Genomic DNA, 21,138 nt, shown 5'->3' on the forward strand with positions numbered 1-21,138 from the left:
ATGGAATTCCAATCCAAGCTTTATCAACTAAAAAAACAAATTCAAGGTTTGAGCGATATAGGTATCCGTGGTCGTATAAGCTATGATCAGATAAAAATATGGCTTAGACAGTTTCAAACAGAAGAAGAAATATTACTTGGTCATCTCATCTTAAGACATTTAATCTTTAAAGATGACCAGCAAATGATTTTTTTATTAAAGCAAGCCCTTCGAAATGCTGCGAATCATTTTGTGACCAATCTTGATAGAGAACGGTTGACTTGGAATCATGCCATTTGTAAAGATTTTAATGGGCTTAAGTTTTATGCAGGCCCCCCAAGTTTTCATTATGAAGGACTAGGTAAACCCGGGAAAAGTGGTGAAATAATAACAAATTTGTTAAAATCTTTTTTCCCCATAGATCGTTTAAAATACCCTGAATATTTTGGAAATACATTAAGCGGAAATGAAGGCTATTTATTAGTTGATGATGCGATACTGACTGGAAATCAAATGGAAGAAATTATAAAAAAATATGAAAGTCTGTTAATAAACCCCAATCATCAATCCGCTCTGATAGTTGGTCTAGCTCATGAACAAGCATTAGATTATTTAAAAAATTTATTTCCTAATCTTAAAATCTTTTATGGCGAAATTATTAGAAAAACTTCTTCTTTCAGCTATCTTAGTGAACAATGGATACGCTCAAGCTTCTGGGATTATAGATATCAACATCCTTTAGAAATCTTAGAAAGAGTTTCACAACGTGCAGACTTTAGCAATAAGCAACATTTAGGTCACAATCACCAAGCATTATTATTGGCATACTCCTATGGAACACCTGACAATACTATACAAATTCTACGTGACACTTCCTCAACGTGGGATCAGCTTTTGAGTAGATAATTATGGATACATCAAATCATATATTGCTAACAAAAACTCGTGCTGAAGAACACGAAGAAGATATTTGGGGTAATTTTTTTATTCCCCCATATTATGAAAGACTTCTATTAAAATCTTCTACAAAATCAACGTATTTTGTCGGTAAGCGTGGCTGTGGTAAAACCATGCTTTTAAAATATTTGTCATACCAGACTAGATTTTCACGTAAACGTGTAGAAATTCCAGAGAATGAACTCGAACATATTGGGATATATTGGAGGATTGATACACATTTTTGTAATGCAATGAATGAACGAAATAAAACTGAAGCAGAATGGATCAATATCTTTGAAAATTATTTTACTTTGGTAGTCAGTTTAGAAATATGTAAAGCATTATATACAATTTCAACAAGTAATTATCAAGATTTTAGCTCTCAAGATTATTTAGATCTTCAATTAACATCTTTAAAAGATTTTGAACTAAATATTCCTACAACAATAACTGAACTTGAGAAGTATCTAAACTCTAAAATAAGAATTTTTAACAGCTGGATATCTAATATCGAGGTAATTCAACAACCTACCCTACCTCCTGGTAGATATTTTATTGACACATTAATTAGTGATATAAAAAATAATCCGAAGCTTTCAAATGTAAATTTCTACATTTATATTGATGAAATTGAGAATCTTCTTAAATATCAAAGAAGATTTATGAATACCATTTTAAAACATTCGCAAAGACCATTTATTGTAAATTTTACATCTAAAGTATTTATTGATGAAAATATGACATTAGGCTCAGAGTCAATTAATGCAACTCATGATTACTTTTATAGAAATCTTGATGAATTAATGAAAGAGGATGAGCGTAAACTATTCTTTTCTGAAGTTTTTCTAACTAATTTAATACTAGCTTTTGGTGATCCTGCATCAAATAATGTTCAAATTGTTACAAATGAAAGGATGATAAGTGCCAGAAAACATGATGCTTATATGCGATATATTTTAACAGAAATGTCTAAAAAATTTCCTGATAAAACTTACAAGCAACTCTCTATTGATGCATTAAAAATTCCTAGAATTTATGACAAATTAATAGAAAGGATTAATAAAGCTTTAAAAGATAAAGAATATAACATTACTAGTTATATTGAAGAGTATTCTAATTACCATGAAGCTTTAATTGTTCTTCCATCTATTCTAGCAAGAAGAACAAATAACATTGATAGTGTAATCAGTGAATTTATAGACTTCTTACATGGCAGAAATTCAAAATTCAATGACTGGATTCACAACAATTTGTTTGGCGCATTATTAGAACTATATCGACCATATAATACAATCTGTCCTCTTTATAGTGGTTTCAATACATTTTATACAATGGCTAATGGAAATTTACGACACTTTTTGATTCTTTGCTATAAAACTTTAGAAATAAATGAAATGTTTGAACTTTCAAATGATCATTTTTCTACAGAAATTCAATCACAAGCAGCTTATGAAGCTTCAAATGAGTTGATAAAAGAGATTCGAACTCTAGGAAAATTTGGAGAACATTTGCGGATTTTTACATTACGTATTGGTGGAATCTTTAAGGCATTACAAGAAAATCCGTTATTAAGTGAACCAGAACAGAATCAATTCACCATTAATTCTGGCAATCGTTCATTTAGTACTTATGAATTAGATTTCATTTCTGAAGCACAAAAGCATAGTATCCTAATAGAAGTTGTAGAAACAAAATCAAAAAATGGTATAGGCCAAGATATTCGCGATTTTATATTAAATCCAATTTATGCACCATATTTTAATATTAGCTATAGAAAAAAGCGAAAAATTGAAATTTCTGTTGAAGATTTTGAATGCCTTATATCTGGAAACGAAAGTGATTATCGTAAGTTGCATAATAAATTAACTAAGCAAAATTTTTCTAAGGATAATGAACAAATTCAATTAGGTCTAATTTAATGATAACTTTTAGAACGCACTTATATACTGACACTTATATAAATTTTGATCCCAAAATTATTGGTGAGAAAATTCATATTTTTCATGGGAAGTGTATTGATGATCGAGGTACTGCTTTAAAAAATATTTTCAATGATCAAGATAATCACATTTTTCATTTAGTAGAATATTTACCTGAAAAGATGCAGACACTAATTAACAAAAATACATTAGATGCCTGGAATAGTATTTCTCCTACAATTAATATTGAAGATTTTTTTGTTATTGATTCCACTACATTAGGATTAGCAGAATTATACTTTATAATTAAAGCATTAATTGCATCTAAAGTTTTTAATTTTAAAATTTTGTATATAGAACCTGAATCTTATACGAAAGATGATCAAGATGATATTTATCAACTTTCTCATTACCCTATCGGTTTCAAACCTATACCTGGAGCAGTTTCAGATTTACATAGTGACGATCTAGAATATGGAATTTTTTTTGTTGGTTTTGATCCATCTCGCATGGAGATTGCTTTAGAAGAATTTCAAATGATACAAAACAAAAAAGTTAAGATCATTTTTGGAAGCCCTGCTTTTCAGTCAGGATGGGAACTAGAGTCAATTATTCCTCATTTAAATATTTTAAGTGATAATAGAAATTTTGAACTCAATTTTTGCTCGGCAATTGATCCTAGCTCATCATATGAGCTTCTAGGATTTTATAAGCGAGCTGCTGAAGATGGTAAAAAAATATTCATAGCTCCCTTAGGTCCTAAGCCAACCACTATAGCTACAGCTTTGTTTGCTAATATCTATAATCAAGACGTAAGCTTACTTTATGATCACCCTGTAAACCTTGATGATAGGACAAAAGGAGTTCGTCAATGGCATTTATACTCTGTATATATAAATGAAATTTAAAAGATTCTATTAAAAATCCAACTTTATGTTGGATTTTTAATTTAGCAAATCTCTACTTTTTGTATTTTAAATATTGACTATTTTCTACTTAAAGTAGTATTGTTGTCTCGCAGACAATAAAAAGCCCCGAAACTTTGGACGGCGACGGGGCTTTGCAATTAAGCGAGATAAGTATGAAACAAAAGCCTATACATAGTCAAACGTCCCAACGTTTACACCAACACCCTTCTACTGCTGATTATCAAGTCAGTACACTCGACTTCATCAAAGCCAACCTAAAAGATGCGCTTAAGCTGTTCCCTATTATTCTAGTCGTTTTCCTGCTCTGGCTTGTCCTCACCTTTGTCATTTACGGCATCTTTGGAGGATAAGCACATGGGACAATTACATACAGCGTCAAGCTCAAAAACAAGGCCTTTCAACAGCTCATTATCGAACAAAATACAACCGACAAGCTATGACGCACAGCGACTTGAAAGCCCTGTAAATACTAGGATTTCATCACCATATACACAGGGTAAGACCAAGAATTTGGAGCCTGTCATGCAAAAGAAACGCTATACCACACCTTTCGCGCAATTCATCTGTAAAGACGTGAATGGCTACTACAACGTACGCCTTGGCCCAAAAATTTACCTGGTCAAAGTATCGTTAAATTACACCCCTGATTTTGACGGTGAATTCTTTGGTGGTACTCAAGCACCTCGTTTTGAATGGCAATCTATTTTGGTTAAAGAATCTTTAGAAAGCCAAGCACGTCCGATCACAGATGAAGAATTAGCAGTGTATTGGCTAAAAGGTAATATCAAGAAAATCGTAAATTACCAACGTGCCATAGAACGCAGAGCGAAAAGCCAAACACCACGCTATAGCAAAGAACAACGGATTGATTACCGCAACGCTCAATATAACGGTGCCTAAGGAGATTTATGATGAATGCAGCCGTGAATCAACAAATGGCATCCACCAATACACTAGATGCCTTACAACTTATTCAGCTTGAGTTAAAAGCACCAAAGAGCAAATACAACAGCTTTGGTAAATTCCATTACCGTAGCCTTGAAGACATTCTTGAAGGTGTTAAACCACTATTGCAAAAGTATGGTGCGACTCTTGTGGTTAGCGATGAAGTGCAAGAGATCGGCCCTGTTGTCGTGATTACAGCCAAAGCAGTCTTTACCGATGCCCAAGGCAAACAAACCATGACCACTGCTCATGCTGGTGTCGAGATCAATAAAAAAGGAATGGATGTTGCCCAGACTTTTGGCTCATCCAGTTCCTATGCACGTAAATACGCATTAAATGGCCTATTCCTGATTGATGATACCCAAGATGCTGATACTGATGCATATCATCAACAAAGCAATGTACAGGCTCGCAATAACCAACAGAATGCCTCTGCTCAGAATCAGCAACGCAATCAGAAGCAACAACCTGCACAGCAACAGCGTCAGCAGCAAAATCAAACAGCTCAACCCAATGCAGCACAACAACTGACCAATGATTTTCAGCAGGCTTTAAACGCAATTCATCACACGGATAAAGAAGCAGATCTAGGTGCGATCTATAAGCAGTTTAAAGGCACTCGCTATGAAGCTCAGATTGTGCAGGCCTGCAAGGCAAAAAAGGACATGGAGGGTTGGAGTGCGTAAAAACCTACATCTTTAAGTATGTGGCCAAGCTTCACGGCAAAGGCAGCTTACGAGGACGTGTAGAAGCTACGACAGCTCTCCAAGCAAAACAGCAGATATTGCAAGGCAATGAATTGATCAAGGATGTCTCAGTATCGCTATTAACCAATCAAAAGGCTGCACGCACGCAGTCTTTTGAAAAAAATAAATAACTAATTAAGGTGAAATATTTATGTCTTGCTTAATTCGAGTATCTGAATTTATTAAACGAGTCTATGGAGATGCAAGCGATGGTGCGACGCCTCCTACTCCTCAAACCATTACACGTAAATGCCGAATAGGCAAATTACCTGCTGAATTACATGGTGCAGAAGATGGCAAACGTGGTACCTGGTACATCAACTGGGAAGCTTATGAAAAGCAAACTGGCGATGAGTTAGTAAATAAAGTATTGCAAGGTTAAAAATGTCACGTTCAAGAAATGCAGGCAACAAAGACTTGCCTGCGAATCTCTATGAAGAATTACAAGATCCATTTAAACCGAATTTACAGGGTTTGGGGCAAGATATCTTTAGACTCCATTACTTTAAAAATGGTAAATGATCAATTAGATGAACTGACACCTTCAAACAGAAAGGCGATAAGAAGCTTGCTGTGCAATATTTTTGATGTAGCGATGAGTAAAGGGATCTGTCCTGATAATCCTGCACGCATCACTTTAACAAAGCATGTCCAGAGACAGCGAAAACGCCATACTCTTGCAGGTCTACAACAGATTAGAGCCCATTCCCCATTGTGGCTCCAAAATGCAATTGATTTATCTCTTTTAACCACACAAAGACGTACTGATATTGTGGCCTTGCGTTGGACTGATATTTACGATGGATATATACATATTGCCCAACAGAAAACCACGACCGATTCACTGGATGAATTTGAGGTGATGGAAGGTGCTGGATATGTGCGAATTAAAATTGATACAGAACTCCAAAAAGTTTTAGATCGATGCAAACCAGATAAACTTCTTACTCCATTTGTAATTCATCAAATTCCTAAGCGTAAAACTAAGAATGCAAATAAAGAGCATTGGACTCAAATTCTCCCTCAATATTTATCAGAAGAGTTTTTGAGGATTGTTAAACGTGCTAAGGCATATCCAGATTTGAAAGGTAGGCAAATTCCGACTTTTCATGAAATACGAGCATTGGCTATTTTTCTGCATAAAAAAGCTGGTCGTAGTGCTCAGGCTTTAGCTGGTCACAGCTCAGTAAAAATGACAGAACATTATGAAGCAGGACATGAAATTGTTTGGAATGACGTAGATGTGGGAATCGCCCTGCCATTTGCTTAAATGACAGAAAATCTTTTCACAAATGGGTTTTATAAGTTATTGTTTTCTATGATTTCTATAAGTCCCATTTTTACGTTAAAAAACACTGATTTTTATAGCTATAATCTTTATAAATCAATGCTTTAATTTGATTTTACTTCATTACATTTTGATAATTCGGATAGTAAAAATCCATCTTCCATCGACTTTGTGGCGGCGGAAAACTACCGAGCATCAACAGCTTCGCGGTAGCAGGTAAAAATGGTTGTAATGGATGTGTTTCTATTTCTATATCAGTCATTTATATAAAGAGCCAAATTTTTAATTGAGCGAAAAGTTTCGTTTATTTTATAGAATTTTACGGTTTTTTGCTTGGGCCTTTTGTTGGTGAAAATTTCGCCTTAACAAAATATTCGCAATATCATTTTTTTCTTTGGGCTTTAATTTTGCCTTTCTGACAGCAATAGATTGAGTGAAAACCTGCTTTCAAAACATAAAAAACCGCTTAAATAAGCGGTTTCAGTAGAAGTCATCAGGTTAAGAATCCTTCCCTTCATCTAAGCTTTTATAGGAATCTTCCTGCTCTTTACTGAAAGTCATGGAATCTTGAATCATGCTTTCAGTAATCTGAAAAAGCCGTGTGAGTTCCTTGAATACTGACTCAGGTACGTTATAGACCTTGGCCATCAAGAAAATGCTTTGGTAGCTCAGTCATATCAGTGTAGATTGGCTCGCCATCTTCAGGGTCACGCCCCACATCAATGTGATAAAGCTCGTGTTCGATCAATGCACAAAAGTCTCGATCTAAGGTTTGCTCACAAAAACTGGCATCAATAGTGATGAAGTAAATAGGAACATAACCGAACCAATCCTGCATCTGTTGTTCTTGTCGGGCCTTACGCCATCCACCAACGTTAAACATCACCTTTTCACACTGGCCTAACACCATTTGCTTTTAATGGTACAGACTTGTGAAGCCCGCGCAAATCTTAATCTTGGAGTTACATTCTAGTCATCTGTCTTTGTCTCCGTACAAGCCCAAGTACAGATTTACGTACACGTATCTCTTCTTCTGAGAAAGGAAGATGCAATATTAGTTCTTCAATTGATAAAGCACTATTCTCAATCAGGAAACAGTCTTGCTCTGTAGTCCAGCTTGAAGCAATAAGTTCGGGTGTAATACGCGTTCTTTTCATGCCCATATTCTAACGAATTTTGACCAATTAAAAAGCCCATCAAATGAATGATGGGCTTTCTGGTTTAACCTCTTTTTCGGCATGGCCAATCAAACCAATCGCAGTACAATCTGAGAATAGTACAACGAGTTAGTAAAAAATACTAAATTCACTTCGAACCATCAAATGAATTGCTTGCTTTATCACGATAAAAGCACATTTATTACTAAATGTTTACAGCTGTTAATTTTAAACTTAAAAATCTCCACCTGTAGCAAAGCATAAAAAAGCTGCACATTTAGTGCAGCCTCTTTAAAGATTTGAAATTATTTAACCTTCTCCCAAAAAAACACATCTAACTTGAATTCATATTTAATTAAGAAAGCAGAAGCTAGAAGGCAAACTCCAATAAAGAATAAAATTAGATCTCTAAACTCACCACCAACAACCAAGAGCGTTGCAGAAAATAAGTTTAATAGATAAAACAAAACAACCCCGATTTTGTAATTCATTTTCTTCCCCAAGATTATGATTTTTGTACTTATAATTTAATTAATTACGTAAAATATACAATATCCCTTTACCATTGTATTTTTCGCACGTTGGATAAAAAATTATCGGCTTATTAATTACATAATTTTACATTTTATGAATTGATTATCATTTTTTGTTATTAAATAGAGTTAGACAACAGACCAAGAGGCATAAAATAAAACCTCCCAAAGGAGGTCCATTATTTATTGAGGATCAATTCTCTCTTTTGCTGCAGTCAATCCTAACTTAAACCAATCTGTATTGAACTCTTCACTGAAATTTTCGTTTTCCCATGAATCTTTCGATCTCAAGCTCAATAAACTTTCAAATGGCTCATCGTAGGGATTAGTTACATCGGGTCTTTCAAATTTATCAACAAGTGTTTCAACACTATCAACATTAGCTATATAAAAATTGATTGTAAAACCAGCATCACTAATTTGAATTGCCTCCTCCTCTATCTGAGATTCGTCTAAATCAATACCTGTTTCTTCTTTCAGTTCCCGAATGGCTGCTCTAATAGGATCAGTTTCATATGAACCACCAGGTAGGTGATAGCCCTGACGTTACACTTTCTTATAACCCGACTTTCCGCCTTGTCCTATGAGGATATTCGTACCATCATAAACAATAAGATATGCTTTATTTGGCATAGATTTTCTCTTTTATTTATTAAATTATTGGGAATTAAAGCGAAGTCACGTTTTTAGTAAATACATCAAAGCTTTCATATCCAATTGTAGGCAAAAATTCTACTTCTTTAATGGAGAGTGTTTCAGAATCAGCCAAAGCACCCAATACAGGTTTTTTAGATGGGTTAAAAACATAATACAATTCTTGGCATTTCTTTATCACACCTGCTGCATCGATATCTTTATTTTCTGCCCTTACCGTATCTTGATAAACTGAAATAAAGTCATTCAAAGTTACCTTGCTCATATCTACTATGGATCTATAAAGTACAAAAGCACTAACCTTATCGCATTTTGATTTTATTGCTGATGCACTTACTGAACGAGACCAGCCAGCAAAATCTAGTCGAATCATTGAAACACCTTCTAAAATCGCACAGTATCTAAGAATTTTTTGCTCAGCCCCAACTGAAGATCCGAATAAAATGTTTACAAACCCTGACACTAGTGTGTTTACTGCTGATTTATTGTTCCCATCTATAAACCCATTAATAGATTCATTGATGACATTACTAATATTTTTAGCATCATCTGATGTATATGCTTTGGTCTGATAAATGAAGGATTGTATTGTTGATATAGGGAATGTTTTATCAGTACCTACCCCCGCACCTAATAAATCAGTTTTTATTTTTTCTGCAAAATACTCAGCTTTGGCATCTGCAAGAGCCATTAAAGAATCCAAATGTGCACTACATTCCTCCTTTAACTGTCCTGAGATATCCTCCCCAATAATTGCTTTAGTTATTGCTGCCATTTTTATTATCCTCAATAATTTTTAGTAGTTTTATTTGTCATTTTTGACTTATATAAAATTACTTATTAGAAGATAAATTTCAAATCATTAATTGTATCTCAATACACAACTACGACCTATTTTATCAACTTTAATGATTGGTAATTCTCACTTTCAATTTTTTATCATCGTTTTATTAATCCCATTAAAATTTAAAATTAATATCCCATCCAATATGAAATTAAGTTTTCTAATCATATAAATTAACACAACTAATAGTTAATATTATTTATATATTTTATTTTATATTCCTAAATAATAATTTACTGTTAAAAATGAAATTACTTTTAAGTTTTTCTTTAATTAAAATTAAAGTGCAGGAGCAAGGACTTCCCGATGATTGTATTATTACTTCACAGGGTTCCTGTTGTTGGGTTTAATAGCTCAGCTAACCTGTTCCACAACCTGTAACCCACCAGTGGGTAAACGAAAGAACGAAGGACGCCACCCCAAAGACCCGCCTACAAGTGAGTCTTTACTTATTTGTATTTCAATAAAAATACCACCTGAGGGTGGCAGATAATTTAATTATTCTTCAAAGTAATCGTCTACTTTTTTCAAACTCTTCATACTACTCCAACGAAGTGTCCACTAGAAAAAGCAGTTTTACGCTATTACATTCAAAAATTTCACACTTATAAGTAACTTCATCTAGATGCTCAGGTACCTCTTCATAAGTTACTGATAAATCCAAACTTAATGACTATAATCTTGGAACCTTTATTAGATCATCTATTTTTAATTCCTTCCCCTGATATTTAATCAATTTAAATATTTTGTTTTCTCTCCCCCAATATCGAAAACATCAATGGTAAATTTTTACCAAAATGTCCAATCCTGTATTTTCCATCATCTTCAACCATATTATTAAAACAATTATATGATGAGTAATCATATTCTTTGAATTCAAGAATATTTACTCCATGATTGATTAAGCTTGTAAATATTTCACTCAGGCTATGATTCCAAGTAATTTCTTGATACTTTATTTCTGCAGATTTATTAGCATATGAGCCAGTACATGTTTCATTTATAGGGTCATTTTTGAAGTAGCTATATGTTATATTTTTACTTTCATCATCAAACATCCATATTACTGGGTGAAATTCAACAATCAAAAATTTACCTCCAATTTTTAAAAAATTGGATATTATATTAGCCCATAAATCTAAATTTTCTAGCCATCCTATGACCCCGTAACTGGTAAATATGTAATCGTATTGTTTGTCTAAAATACTGGGTAGTTCATAAATATTGGAACAAATAAAATCTACATTTAAACCTAGTTCATCATTAAACTCTTTTGCTTTTTTAATAGCTTCTTCTGAAAAATCTATAGCTGTAACATTTGCTCCAAGTTGAGCCAAAGATATTGAATCTTGTCCAAAATGACATTGTAAGTGTAGTATGGATTTGCCTGAAATATCCCCTAAAATACCTAATTCTATTGGGTTTAGAGTGTTTCTTCCTTTTAAAAAGGAAATATTGTCATAAAACTCACTATTGATATGCGCATTTGTTTTTAAATTCCACGCATTCTTATTGATACTTATATAGTCACTCATTTTTTATCCTTAATTTCAAAAATATTCAGTGCTTTGGTTTTTGATTAATTCGTATCACTTGTGTGCATAGCCATATCTTGTTTCATGGTCATCAGGCAATTGTGGGACCCTTGCATCATACTCAGGTTTATTCCACTCTGCGACAATATTTAATCCCCATATGATTATCACTGACTTGTGCCATGGTTGTGATTTTTTTGCGACTACGATTGTGGATGATTCAGCAAAGTAACGAAGATCTAAATATTTTTTAGTTTTGGTTAATAATATCGATATCCACGTCACTGTTTCTAAAACTGTACCGTGAAAATATTTTTCACCACCATGGCCAATAAAACCTGCACTAGATAGCAGGAATTCAACTCCTGCTATGTGCGCTAATTCTAGGTTTTTATCCCAACTAGCATCCCAGCCATCATACAATATTGATGGTGTTAAGCACCCTCCTGAACAATTTGAAGCCAAAATACCAAGTTTAGAAGATTCAGATAACTTGAAGTTATGTTGAAGTATGATTTTTCTTTTTCATACGGGTAGTTAAGAAGTAGGATTAAAATTTATTTATTAAGTAAAGTTGATCTTTATAGAACTTACACATTTCACTCATCAATTAGAGGATATTTTTTAATATATAGCTAATTAATTTTATGAAATATGCTTAATGTTTCTATAAATAAAAAATAAGTATAAGTCATTGACATCACTTCAATAATCAATCTATAAATTAAAGTAATTTTCATGTAAATATAAAATAAAGGAATTGGGATGCAAAATCAAAACGACATCACTCCTTTGGTTGCCCCACTTGAAGCATTAAATTTCCTGCATAAAGATTATCGATATATCAATAAACAACTGAATGCTCTTCAAGCCTATCACTTGATGACAAGTAATCCACCATTTTGGCTACGCATTGCCTTTAAAATCAGAGATTTTTGGAGCTTTAAATTAGCAGGTGTACAACCAATTCAGGGCTTTGACTCTATCAAGGCACAAACTGTTCAAGTTAATGAAAAACTAGATTTTTTTGATGTAGTCAAAATCACAAAGACAGAATTATTTTTACAATCAACAGATAAGCATCTACGGGTATTAGTAGCCTTACAGATTCATGAACATGATGACATCCAAAATAAGCTCACCGTTACAACCAGTGTGGTGACTTATAATTTTTTTGGAAAGATTTATATGCTACCGGTCTCTTTAGTTCATGGTTTGATTGTCAGAAACTCATTAAAAAATTTAAATTAATCGGTAGAGTGAATTATCACCAAAAGCGAATATTCAATATCGCTTTTAGTGAATACACTCGAAAGTGCCGATGAGAAAAATCTATATTTTCATATTAATCCCAAGTTGAAAACCACGCCCTGGCAAAGGTGCTATATATTTCAAAGGGGAATTATGCGGTCTCGCTTCCTCATTCAGCAGATTTGAGCCATTCAAGAAAACGTCAATATCAGAATTATTTAACTTAAGATGCTTACTAATTTGCATATCAAGCATATTAAAAGCAGGTAAAGGTACTTCTTCCGATACATTCTTCCCTAGATATTTTGGCTTATCATAATAAATGCTTGAAAGACGTGCCGACCAATCTCCTTTACTCCAGTCTACGCTTGCTCCATAACGGCTTGTTGGCATGTTTGGTAAATAATTGCCATCATTAAATAAGCTATATTGATTTGGACTTAAGTTTTTATTTTTTACAAAATCAGCAAATGCGCCAAGCGTAAAAATGCCAAACTGTTGAACATTCAGTTTCTGTTTAAGATCAATTTCAAAACCTGTAATCTCAGTATCTGTTTGAGTCCAGTATTTCAGAGGTAGCCGATTCGCAGTTTGTATTCCAGAATGAGTCAAGTAAAGATAGTTTTCAAATTTTACCTTATATACAGTGGCTTCAAGATTGAAATCTTTATAGCCAAATAAACCTGTAAGCTCTGTATTTTTGGATTTTTCAGGTTCTAACTTCTGATTTCCTTGCTCATTAATCATAATCGAATAATGGTTGCCACTCGCATAAAGTTCATTGAGCTCTGGTGCATGCTCCGATACAGAATATCTAAGCTTCATGCCCAGATAGTCATTTATTTTGAAATAAGAGCCCACGCTGTAGCTATCGAGATCAAAACTGGCATCTTTTAGTGTTGAATTGCTGGAATTACGGGAACTCTTAAAATCACTGGCTTTAATCTGATGATCCAAACGTTCTTGACGGTAGCCCGCATCGAAAGATACACGATTCAGGTCAATTTTTTCTTGGATAAAGATTGCTTGAGTTTTTGTTTTTACATCAGGAAGGTAACGTAACTTGCCCTGTCCTTCGACTGTTCGATGACTTAGACTAGCACCTAGCAGACCATTTAAATATGACAAAGCTTGATGTCTCAATAATAATTCTGCTTGTTTAGTGTCAAAGTGGTAATCGTTTGCAAGTTGTGCAGCTAAGTATTCACCAGAGCGATTGATCACCTGATTCGCTTTGAAATCGATTCCCTTCAAAAATGGCATATCAAAATTAAATTGACTATCTAATGTATATTTTCGTTGATCTGTCTTTATCCCGACAGGCAGACCATCATAGGACGATTGAAATGACTTATTTTCTAAAGAAAAACCAGGGACACCATAGGCATTTTTCTTTGAATCTGCGCTCAAACCAATATAACCATTATCCAAAAAATAGGTCGTTCCGATCGCATAGTGCTGATTTTCTAAATAGCTATTCCCCAATTTCCGATTATAGTTTGGCGTTACATCATTATTAATTCTGTTTTCTTTAAACTTAGCCGTATCAGGAACATACTCGGGATTAACAGGATTGGTATACGTTTTACCACTCCAAACGGATGTAGGTTTATCTGTATAAAATGAAAACTTCCCATCCGCCCAATCCGGATTTTCAGTCATGAATTGATCAATATATTTTTGTGAAGCAGTGTTATAAATCTTCTGGATACGGGTATCCTTTTGACATGCATCTGCCAATGCTGAATTTACTCCCCCAGTAGCTGGAAAAACAGCACTATTACACAGTTCGGCTTTGCTCTGCCCAGGAATCTTATAAGACGAAATATCCTGTTTAGAAAATAAGAAGTTGGTTGAAAAATTACTTTGATTGTTCAGATTCAGTTTAAATCCATGAGCATCTGCATTATTCCAGCCTTTTCGTACAGCCAACTCTAAATTATGATCTTTCTTTGGCATCTCTTTGCTGATCAGGTTGTTCTCAATATTTACACTGCCACCAATTGCGTTTCCGCCGTATCGCACACTATCAGAAGATTTATTCACATGAATAGATTGGTTAAATAATGGATCGAATGGAATATTAATATTGCCACTGACCGCATTCATTCCATAAGCTGAAAGTCCATCCTCAAGAATTTGTACGCGATTGCCACTTAGACTGCGGATGACGGGTGCGCCAGAGTTTGGACCAAAAGCACTACTTTGCACCCCTGATACATGCTTAAGTGCATCTCCTAAAGTTTGATTTTCTGCCTTTCGATTCTCTACAACGATATTGTTTCCGATTGAAAGATCAGTTTCTGCTTTTAAAGTAATGTTTGGCAAAATAACAGGACTATCCTGCTCATTTGCAGATGCTTGATGATTGATAAATAGAATGGCGAATGCCAAGGCTTTGTAACGCACATTGAACTCCTTATTTTCAATTGTTATGTTATAACATAACAATTGAGTGTTCAAATAAAACCTAAGCTTCATTTTTCATTCTTAATATGCGTGAAAAGGTTATCGCTCAAATTCTTTTGAGCGATTCAATTTTTTATGATTAATTAAAGTAATTCAGAGGCAGCTTTAAGTAGCGGACTCCATTCGATTCTGGTTCAGGAAAATGCCCAGCATTCATGTTGATTTGGATTGCGGGAAGTATCAGTTTGGGCATAGACAAAGTTTTATCACGATCTTGACGCATCTGAACAAAGTCTTGCTTTTGTGTTTTTGCATTTAAATGGATATTATTTCGCTTTTGCGAACCGATATCGGTCTGATAAATATATTCATCTCTGCCTTCTGGTTTGTAGTCATGGCATAAAAAAACACGCGTTTGCTCAGGTAATTCATACAATTTTTGAACAGACTCAAATAAAGTATTCGCACTACCTTTAGGAAAATCACAACGCGCCGTGCCATAGTCTGGCATAAATAGAGTATCACCAATAAAAACTGCATCACCGATGACATAGCTTAAGCAAGCTGGCGTATGCCCTGGTGTCGGTATGTTATATGCCTTCAAATTTCCAATGCTAAAATTTTCATTGTCCTGAAATAGATAATCGAACACTTGATGTGTATTAAAATATTTAATATCAATATGATAAATCGCACTAAAAGTGTCTTGAACAATTGCGATCTTCTCGCTCATGGCAATTGTTCCACCAAGCTTCGACTTTAAATATTGTGAAGCCGTTAAATGATCGGCGTGAACATGTGTCTCCAAAATCCATTCAACAGTCAATGCCTCGGATTCAATGTAGGTAATAATCTCATCTGCTTGCTGTGTTGATGTTGAAGCTGAAGCTGCATCATAGTCAAGGACACTATCAATAATGGCACAATGCTTTGTTTCAGGATCATGTACGACATAGCTAAACGTATTGCTGTTTTCGTCGAAGAAGGCTTTTAGTACTGGATATTGCATTGACTCACTCCTACTACTTGGCCCAAAGGCGATGGATCAACATACCAAGTAACATTGCTCCGATAAAATACAAAATCTCAAAATTACCAAGTCCAATCAATGTAAGTGCAGGTGCGGGGCAAATCCCTGCAATCCCCCAACCAATCCCAAATAATACCGCACCAATGATTAACTTCCGATCAATTTTATTGTTTGTTGGTAATGAGATCGTTTCACCAAATAACGTTTTTTGATGACGCAATGCTCGCTGAAATGGGATAAATGCAACCGCAATCGCACCAATCATGACAAACATCAAACTGATATCCCAATCCCCGAAAATATCAAGAAAACTTAACACCTTTTCTGGATTTGACATGCCTGAGACAAGTAAGCCTAGTGCAAATATGCTGCCAAACAAAAAAGCGAGTAGATTTTTCACAGTACAGCTCCTACAAGATGACGTATTACATACACTGTTATAAAACCCGCAAACATAAACGTCATAGTGGCAAGAATTGAACGGATTGATAATCGACTAATCCCGCAAATACCATGTCCACTGGTACACCCTGAACCTAGACGAGTTCCAAAACCAACAAGTAAGCCAGCTATGATTAAAACCAATGGGGATGACGTCATGATGATTTCTGGCTGCGCAAAAATGTGATAAATAAATGGGGTAAGAATGAGCCCCAATAAAAACCAGCATGCAGAACTACTAAAAAATGTTTTTGGCTGTAATAGTTGTGCGATTAGTCCACTTACACCTGCAATTCGTCCATGGACATATAAGTAGCCTACGACTGCGAAGCCAATCAGTGCACCACCAATCAACGCTAAGATAATGCTGATCATCGTCCTCTCTCAATTCAATATATGTTTTTATAATATATTATTTTAAATATTAACTAAAGAGCAAATTGATCGACAGCTAAAAAAGGCTTAATTACCATTGATAATTAAGCCTCTCTTAAAGTTGTAAAGTGAACTTAACGTACTAGATCTTCAATACCAATCAATTTAGGTAATTTTTCGATTACTTTATTCAACTCAGCATTTGCTGGCGAAATACAACCCGTGTAATGGCTTAATTTAGTGACTGTACCATCTGGACGCTTCCAGGCAAAATAAGCACTTTGATGATCACTCGCTGTTTCTGCACAACCTGTCGTTTTTACGTTTGCACCTGTTGCAGGACGGTAAGTCTTCAATTCTTGTTGTAACTTCTTATAGACCGAAGGATCAACTTTTAAATCCTGAGTGCCTGTTACTTTAGTATATTGTTTTCCATCAAAGTGAACATCTCCTTCAGGTGTAACCTCAACAGAATAGATCGGACATGTACCAAAACAAGGACTGGTCGAATAGCGAATGCTTTCTTGTACAGTGTCTTGAGATTGTTGAGGTGTTGTAGCGCAGCCAACGAAAGAAAAAGTGAAAAGGCCAGCAAGTAATAATTTTTTCATTTGTTGATCCATTATAAAGTATGTTATTCAAATTTAACAAATAGTAGAAATTTTGTCATTTAGATTGATGTAAAAATCAATAAATTTCAACTAAATTTACTTAGGCTATTTTAAATAATAGGTCAAGAATATTTATTTGATGCATTAAAAATGAGTTTGCGCTTGGAGAATTAATCGAGCCAGTTCTAAATCGTCTGTATAAGTGATTTTGATATTATCTGAACGTCCTTGCACCACTTGTACAACTTCATTCACGTGTTCTAAAGCACTTGCTTCATCAGTAATCGTAATTTGTTCTGCCAATGCAGTTTGGATTGCACGTTTAAGAATACCAAGCTTGGCCATTTGTGGTGTCTGCGCCTGCCACAAAAATTCACGACCCACCGTTTTCTCAATCTGATTTTGGCTTGTGACGTATTTAAGCGTGTCACGTACAGGAATTGCTAAAATCGCACTTTGATTAGAATCCTGAGCAGATTGAACTAACCGTCTTAAGCAATCCTCAGCTACGCATGGTCGTGCGGCGTCATGAACCAATATCCAATCATCTTCATCAGCAATGTCTGATAAATAGATTAAGGCATTCAGAACGGAATTCACTCGTTCTTCGCCACCAGTGCAAAAATGCAATTTATGTTGATGCTGAAAAGAAAGCGTTTGGGCAAAGCAATCTTGCTCACCTATTGCAAGCACACAGCCTGATAAGTCCAAACTATTCAGGCGATTAACCGTATGTTCAAGTACAGTATGATTTTGAATATATTGATATTGTTTTAATTCAGTTTTTGAAAAACGACTGCCCGAACCTGCTGCTGGCACAACCGCCCACAGCTTAGTCTGGGTTTTCATTTGTTGCGGTATCTTCTTTTGCATTTGGATCGATATAGATAGGTTTGTAATGCGTACTGATGGTACTCATTTGCACAAAAGTTTCATTCGGTTTGACTAAACCTAAATCTAAACGAGCATGCTCTTCAATTGCTTCACTGCCACTTTTTAAATCAAAAACTTCAGCGGCTAAAATACGATTTCGCTCTTTGAGCTCAGTATTAATTTCTGCTTGTTGAGTTATTTGTTGAGTCAAAGCTTGGTGAGGGAAATAGCCACCCTCACCTAGCCAAAATTGGTACTGCAAGCTTGCCACCAAAAAGATGACAAGCAACAGAATCAATTTACTCGAGGTCGATCGAAACATATCTAGCATGAAAAATTCCCTACATCCTTCTCAAAGGAAGATCATCTGCAAATTCTATAGGATTATGAATTTGCAGAGTTTCTGTCTTTTGTAAAGAAAGATGATCAGAAGTATTCAACATAGATAAATTGACCTTAGTTTAGACCTTTGAATTCAGCTTTACCGCGGTAAGCTGCGTTCGTTAATTCTTCAATACGAAGCAATTGGTTATATTTCGCTACACGGTCAGAACGGCATAGTGAACCCGTCTTGATTTGACCAGCTGCTGTACCTACTGCCAAGTCAGCAATTGTTGAATCTTCAGTTTCACCTGAACGGTGTGAGATTACAGTGCTATAACCATTTGCTTTCGCAAGGTAAATTGCATCTAGAGTTTCAGTCAATGTACCAATCTGGTTGTATTTGATCAGAATCGAGTTACCGACTTTTTCATTAATACCACGTTGTAAAATCTTCGGATTGGTTACGAATAAATCGTCGCCAACCAATTGGATTTTGTCACCAAGGATTGATGTTAAATAGCTCCAACCTTCCCAGTCAGACTCATCTAGACCATCTTCAATCGAAATAATTGGGTATTGATTTACTAGACCAGCTAAATAGTCAGAGAATTGGTTGCTTGTGAATGCTTTATTGCCTTCACCAGCAAGGACATATTGACCATTTTTGTAGAATTCTGAAGATGCACAGTCAAGTGCGAGCATGATATCTGAACCAGCCTTATAACCAGTTTGACCAATTGCTTCAAGAATAACAGTGATTGCTTCTTCGTTTGAACGCAAGTTTGGTGCAAAACCACCTTCATCACCCACAGCAGTATTTAAACCTTTTTTGTTTAAAACTGACTTTAGAGAATGGAAGATTTCAGCGCCTGCGCGTAGTGCTTCAGCAAATGATGTAAAGCCTACAGGCTCAATCATGAACTCTTGAATATCAACATTGTTGTCTGCATGTGAACCACCATTGATGATATTCATCATTGGTACAGGCATAGTCAAAATCGTTTGTCCACGAAGATCTGCGATATACTGGAAAAGAGGAATTTTCTTTTCATCTGCAGCAGCACGAGCAGCAGCTAATGAAACAGCTAAAGTTGCGTTAGCACCTAATTTTTCTTTGTTTTCAGTACCATCCAGTTCGATCATCGTATTATCGATGTCTTTTTGTTCAAATACTGATTTGCCCACTAAAGCGTCACGGATAATCGTATTTACGTTATTAACCGCAGTTTTAACACCTTTACCCAAATAACGTGCTTTATCGCCATCACGAAGTTCTAAAGCTTCACGAGAACCAGTTGAAGCACCAGATGGTGCACATGCACGACCAACAACCCCAGATTCTAAAATAACGTCTGCTTCGATGGTTGGGTTACCACGAGAGTCCAAAATTTCACGTGCGCGGATGTCAACGATTTGGCTCATGAACAATTCCTCTGTTGAATGAAAAACAAGATGCAAGTTATTGCATCAGTGGGTGTCTAACTTTTTGAATCCTTTAACTAAAGTATCCAATTCTTTTAATTGCGCCAAGAATGGCTCAAGCTGAGATAAACGCAATGCACATGGTCCATCACATTTTGCGATTTCTGGCTCAGGATGTGCTTCCAAGAATAAACCAGCCAATCCTGTTGCCATACCTGCACGCGCTAAAGTCGTGATTTGGGCACGACGACCACCAGCAGAATCAGCGCGTCCGCCAGGCGTTTGTAATGCATGTGTCACATCAAAGAATACCGGCACATTCATTTCTTTCATGGTATCAAAGCCAAGCATATCAACAACTAAGTTGTTATAGCCAAATGCTGAACCACGTTCACAGAGAATGAGTTTGTCATTTCCAGCTTCCAAACACTTATGCAAAATATGACGCATTTCATGTGGTGCTAAGAATTGTGCTTTTTTGATATTGATAATGGCTTGAGTTTTCGCCATTGCTTCAACGAGATCGGTCTGACGACTTAAAAAGGCAGGAAGTTGGATAATGTCGGCAACTTCAGCAACAGGTGCTGCTTGGTAAGGCTCATGAACGTCAGTGATAATGGGTACATTAAAATGCTTTTTAATGTCTGCAAGCCATTCAATACCCTTTTCCAAACCTGGTCCACGGTATGAGTTCAGACTTGAACGGTTTGCTTTATCAAAGCTCGCCTTAAATACATAAGGAATGTCTAAGCGCTTGCAAATATCGACATAAGTTTCAGCAATTTCAAATGCCAAATCTTTTGACTCTAATACGTTCATTCCGCCAAATAATACAAATGGCAAATGATTTGCCATTTGTATATCGCCTAAACGTACAACTTCTTGTGGTTTTAATTGTGACATTTAAACTTTCCCAGTTTATTTAGAACTCATT

General features: G+C 35.3%; 23 protein-coding genes and 4 pseudogenes. 11 read left to right on the top strand and 16 right to left on the bottom strand.

Annotated elements, in window-relative coordinates; genetic code table 11:
* The 10 genes from F909_RS04295 (at position 1) to F909_RS04260 (ending at position 6,727) form a co-directional block, all read left to right on the top strand.
* Entirely contained in the window at positions 1–885 is an 885-nt protein-coding gene (locus F909_RS04295) for a phosphoribosyltransferase-like protein (protein WP_005153250.1), read from the top strand.
* A gap of 2 nt (positions 886–887) precedes the next feature.
* Positions 888–2,837, top strand: coding sequence for an ORC-CDC6 family AAA ATPase (locus F909_RS04290; protein ID WP_005153251.1), 1,950 nt, complete (start codon positions 888–890; stop codon positions 2,835–2,837).
* Entirely contained in the window at positions 2,837–3,745 is a 909-nt protein-coding gene (locus F909_RS04285; RefSeq protein WP_005153252.1) for a hypothetical protein, read from the top strand. The genes F909_RS04290 and F909_RS04285 overlap by 1 nt, the downstream gene beginning before the upstream one ends.
* 173 nt (positions 3,746–3,918) lie before the next feature.
* The gene (locus tag F909_RS04280; protein WP_005153255.1) at positions 3,919–4,116 is read left to right on the top strand and encodes a hypothetical protein; all 198 of its coding nucleotides are present in this window, start codon (positions 3,919–3,921) and stop codon (positions 4,114–4,116) included.
* A 172-nt stretch (positions 4,117–4,288) separates the two neighbouring features.
* Positions 4,289–4,666 carry a hypothetical protein gene (locus tag F909_RS04275; RefSeq protein ID WP_228129402.1) on the top strand — a complete coding sequence of 126 codons (378 nt, stop codon included), beginning with the start codon at positions 4,289–4,291 and terminating at the stop codon, positions 4,664–4,666.
* Between the two features lie 11 nt (positions 4,667–4,677).
* Complete coding sequence (locus tag F909_RS04270) at positions 4,678–5,397, top strand: ERF family protein (RefSeq protein ID WP_005153259.1); 720 nt, start codon at positions 4,678–4,680, stop codon at positions 5,395–5,397.
* A 20-nt stretch (positions 5,398–5,417) separates the two neighbouring features.
* On the top strand, positions 5,418–5,588 hold the full coding sequence (locus F909_RS21430) for a hypothetical protein (RefSeq protein ID WP_212749616.1): 171 nt from the start codon (positions 5,418–5,420) through the stop codon (positions 5,586–5,588).
* Between the two features lie 20 nt (positions 5,589–5,608).
* A complete protein-coding gene (locus F909_RS04265; RefSeq protein ID WP_005153261.1) occupies positions 5,609–5,839 on the top strand; it encodes a hypothetical protein in 231 nt (76 codons plus the stop codon).
* Positions 5,840–5,841: 2 nt separating this feature from the next.
* Positions 5,842–5,979, top strand: a complete 138-nt coding sequence (locus F909_RS21615; RefSeq protein ID WP_005153266.1) for a hypothetical protein — start codon at positions 5,842–5,844, stop codon at positions 5,977–5,979.
* Positions 5,969–6,727 (top strand): tyrosine-type recombinase/integrase, encoded by a 759-nt coding sequence (locus F909_RS04260; RefSeq protein ID WP_005153269.1) that lies wholly within the window; start codon positions 5,969–5,971, stop codon positions 6,725–6,727. Before F909_RS21615 ends, F909_RS04260 begins: the two co-directional genes overlap by 11 nt.
* Before the next feature lie 139 nt (positions 6,728–6,866).
* On the opposite strand, the pseudogene F909_RS20935 reads toward F909_RS04260, so the two are convergent.
* The 7 genes and pseudogenes from F909_RS20935 to F909_RS0120375 form a co-directional block, all read right to left on the bottom strand.
* Positions 6,867–7,007, bottom strand: a pseudogene (locus F909_RS20935) (G:T/U mismatch-specific uracil/thymine DNA-glycosylase); the annotation flags it as partial.
* Positions 7,008–7,388: 381 nt separating this feature from the next.
* A pseudogene (locus F909_RS04255) lies at positions 7,389–7,699 on the bottom strand (putative metallopeptidase); the annotation flags it as partial.
* A gap of 8 nt (positions 7,700–7,707) precedes the next feature.
* Complete coding sequence (locus F909_RS21620; RefSeq protein WP_081401920.1) at positions 7,708–7,902, bottom strand: hypothetical protein; 195 nt, start codon at positions 7,900–7,902, stop codon at positions 7,708–7,710.
* Positions 7,903–8,618: 716 nt separating this feature from the next.
* A pseudogene (locus F909_RS21750) lies at positions 8,619–8,963 on the bottom strand (hypothetical protein); the annotation flags it as partial.
* A 139-nt stretch (positions 8,964–9,102) separates the two neighbouring features.
* Positions 9,103–9,864, bottom strand: a complete 762-nt coding sequence (locus F909_RS04245) for a hypothetical protein (RefSeq protein ID WP_005153275.1) — start codon at positions 9,862–9,864, stop codon at positions 9,103–9,105.
* A gap of 806 nt (positions 9,865–10,670) precedes the next feature.
* Entirely contained in the window at positions 10,671–11,468 is a 798-nt protein-coding gene (locus tag F909_RS04240) for a class I SAM-dependent methyltransferase (protein WP_005153278.1), read from the bottom strand.
* Positions 11,469–11,525: 57 nt separating this feature from the next.
* Positions 11,526–11,981, bottom strand: a pseudogene (locus F909_RS0120375) (LLM class flavin-dependent oxidoreductase); the annotation flags it as partial.
* Between the two features lie 252 nt (positions 11,982–12,233).
* Here F909_RS0120375 and F909_RS04235 point away from each other — a divergent pair.
* A complete protein-coding gene (locus F909_RS04235; RefSeq protein WP_005153280.1) occupies positions 12,234–12,719 on the top strand; it encodes a DUF2867 domain-containing protein in 486 nt (161 codons plus the stop codon).
* An 81-nt stretch (positions 12,720–12,800) separates the two neighbouring features.
* On the opposite strand, the gene F909_RS04230 is transcribed toward F909_RS04235, so the two are convergent.
* The 9 genes from F909_RS04230 to kdsA all read right to left on the bottom strand — a co-directional run bounded on the left by F909_RS04230 (position 12,801) and on the right by kdsA (position 21,107).
* A complete protein-coding gene (locus F909_RS04230; protein ID WP_005153286.1) occupies positions 12,801–15,128 on the bottom strand; it encodes a TonB-dependent receptor in 2,328 nt (775 codons plus the stop codon).
* Between the two features lie 139 nt (positions 15,129–15,267).
* Positions 15,268–16,137 carry an MBL fold metallo-hydrolase gene (locus F909_RS04225; protein WP_005153288.1) on the bottom strand — a complete coding sequence of 290 codons (870 nt, stop codon included), beginning with the start codon at positions 16,135–16,137 and terminating at the stop codon, positions 15,268–15,270.
* A 13-nt stretch (positions 16,138–16,150) separates the two neighbouring features.
* Positions 16,151–16,558, bottom strand: coding sequence for a DUF6691 family protein (locus tag F909_RS04220; protein WP_005153291.1), 408 nt, complete (start codon positions 16,556–16,558; stop codon positions 16,151–16,153).
* Complete coding sequence (locus F909_RS04215; RefSeq protein ID WP_005153293.1) at positions 16,555–16,974, bottom strand: YeeE/YedE family protein; 420 nt, start codon at positions 16,972–16,974, stop codon at positions 16,555–16,557. Before F909_RS04215 ends, F909_RS04220 begins: the two co-directional genes overlap by 4 nt.
* Before the next feature lie 134 nt (positions 16,975–17,108).
* On the bottom strand, positions 17,109–17,585 hold the full coding sequence (locus tag F909_RS04210; RefSeq protein WP_005153296.1) for a DUF6438 domain-containing protein: 477 nt from the start codon (positions 17,583–17,585) through the stop codon (positions 17,109–17,111).
* A 144-nt stretch (positions 17,586–17,729) separates the two neighbouring features.
* The gene (ispD, locus tag F909_RS04205; protein ID WP_005153298.1) at positions 17,730–18,434 is read right to left on the bottom strand and encodes a 2-C-methyl-D-erythritol 4-phosphate cytidylyltransferase; all 705 of its coding nucleotides are present in this window, start codon (positions 18,432–18,434) and stop codon (positions 17,730–17,732) included.
* Positions 18,418–18,789, bottom strand: coding sequence for a cell division protein FtsB (ftsB, locus tag F909_RS04200; protein ID WP_005153300.1), 372 nt, complete (start codon positions 18,787–18,789; stop codon positions 18,418–18,420). Before ftsB ends, ispD begins: the two co-directional genes overlap by 17 nt.
* A gap of 125 nt (positions 18,790–18,914) precedes the next feature.
* Entirely contained in the window at positions 18,915–20,204 is a 1,290-nt protein-coding gene (eno, locus tag F909_RS04195; RefSeq protein ID WP_005153307.1) for a phosphopyruvate hydratase, read from the bottom strand.
* Between the two features lie 45 nt (positions 20,205–20,249).
* Positions 20,250–21,107, bottom strand: coding sequence for a 3-deoxy-8-phosphooctulonate synthase (kdsA, locus tag F909_RS04190; RefSeq protein ID WP_005153309.1), 858 nt, complete (start codon positions 21,105–21,107; stop codon positions 20,250–20,252).
* Positions 21,108–21,138 lie beyond the last annotated feature (31 nt).

Source organism: Acinetobacter sp. ANC 3929 (assembly GCF_000369405.1).
Lineage (GTDB): Bacteria > Pseudomonadota > Gammaproteobacteria > Pseudomonadales > Moraxellaceae > Acinetobacter.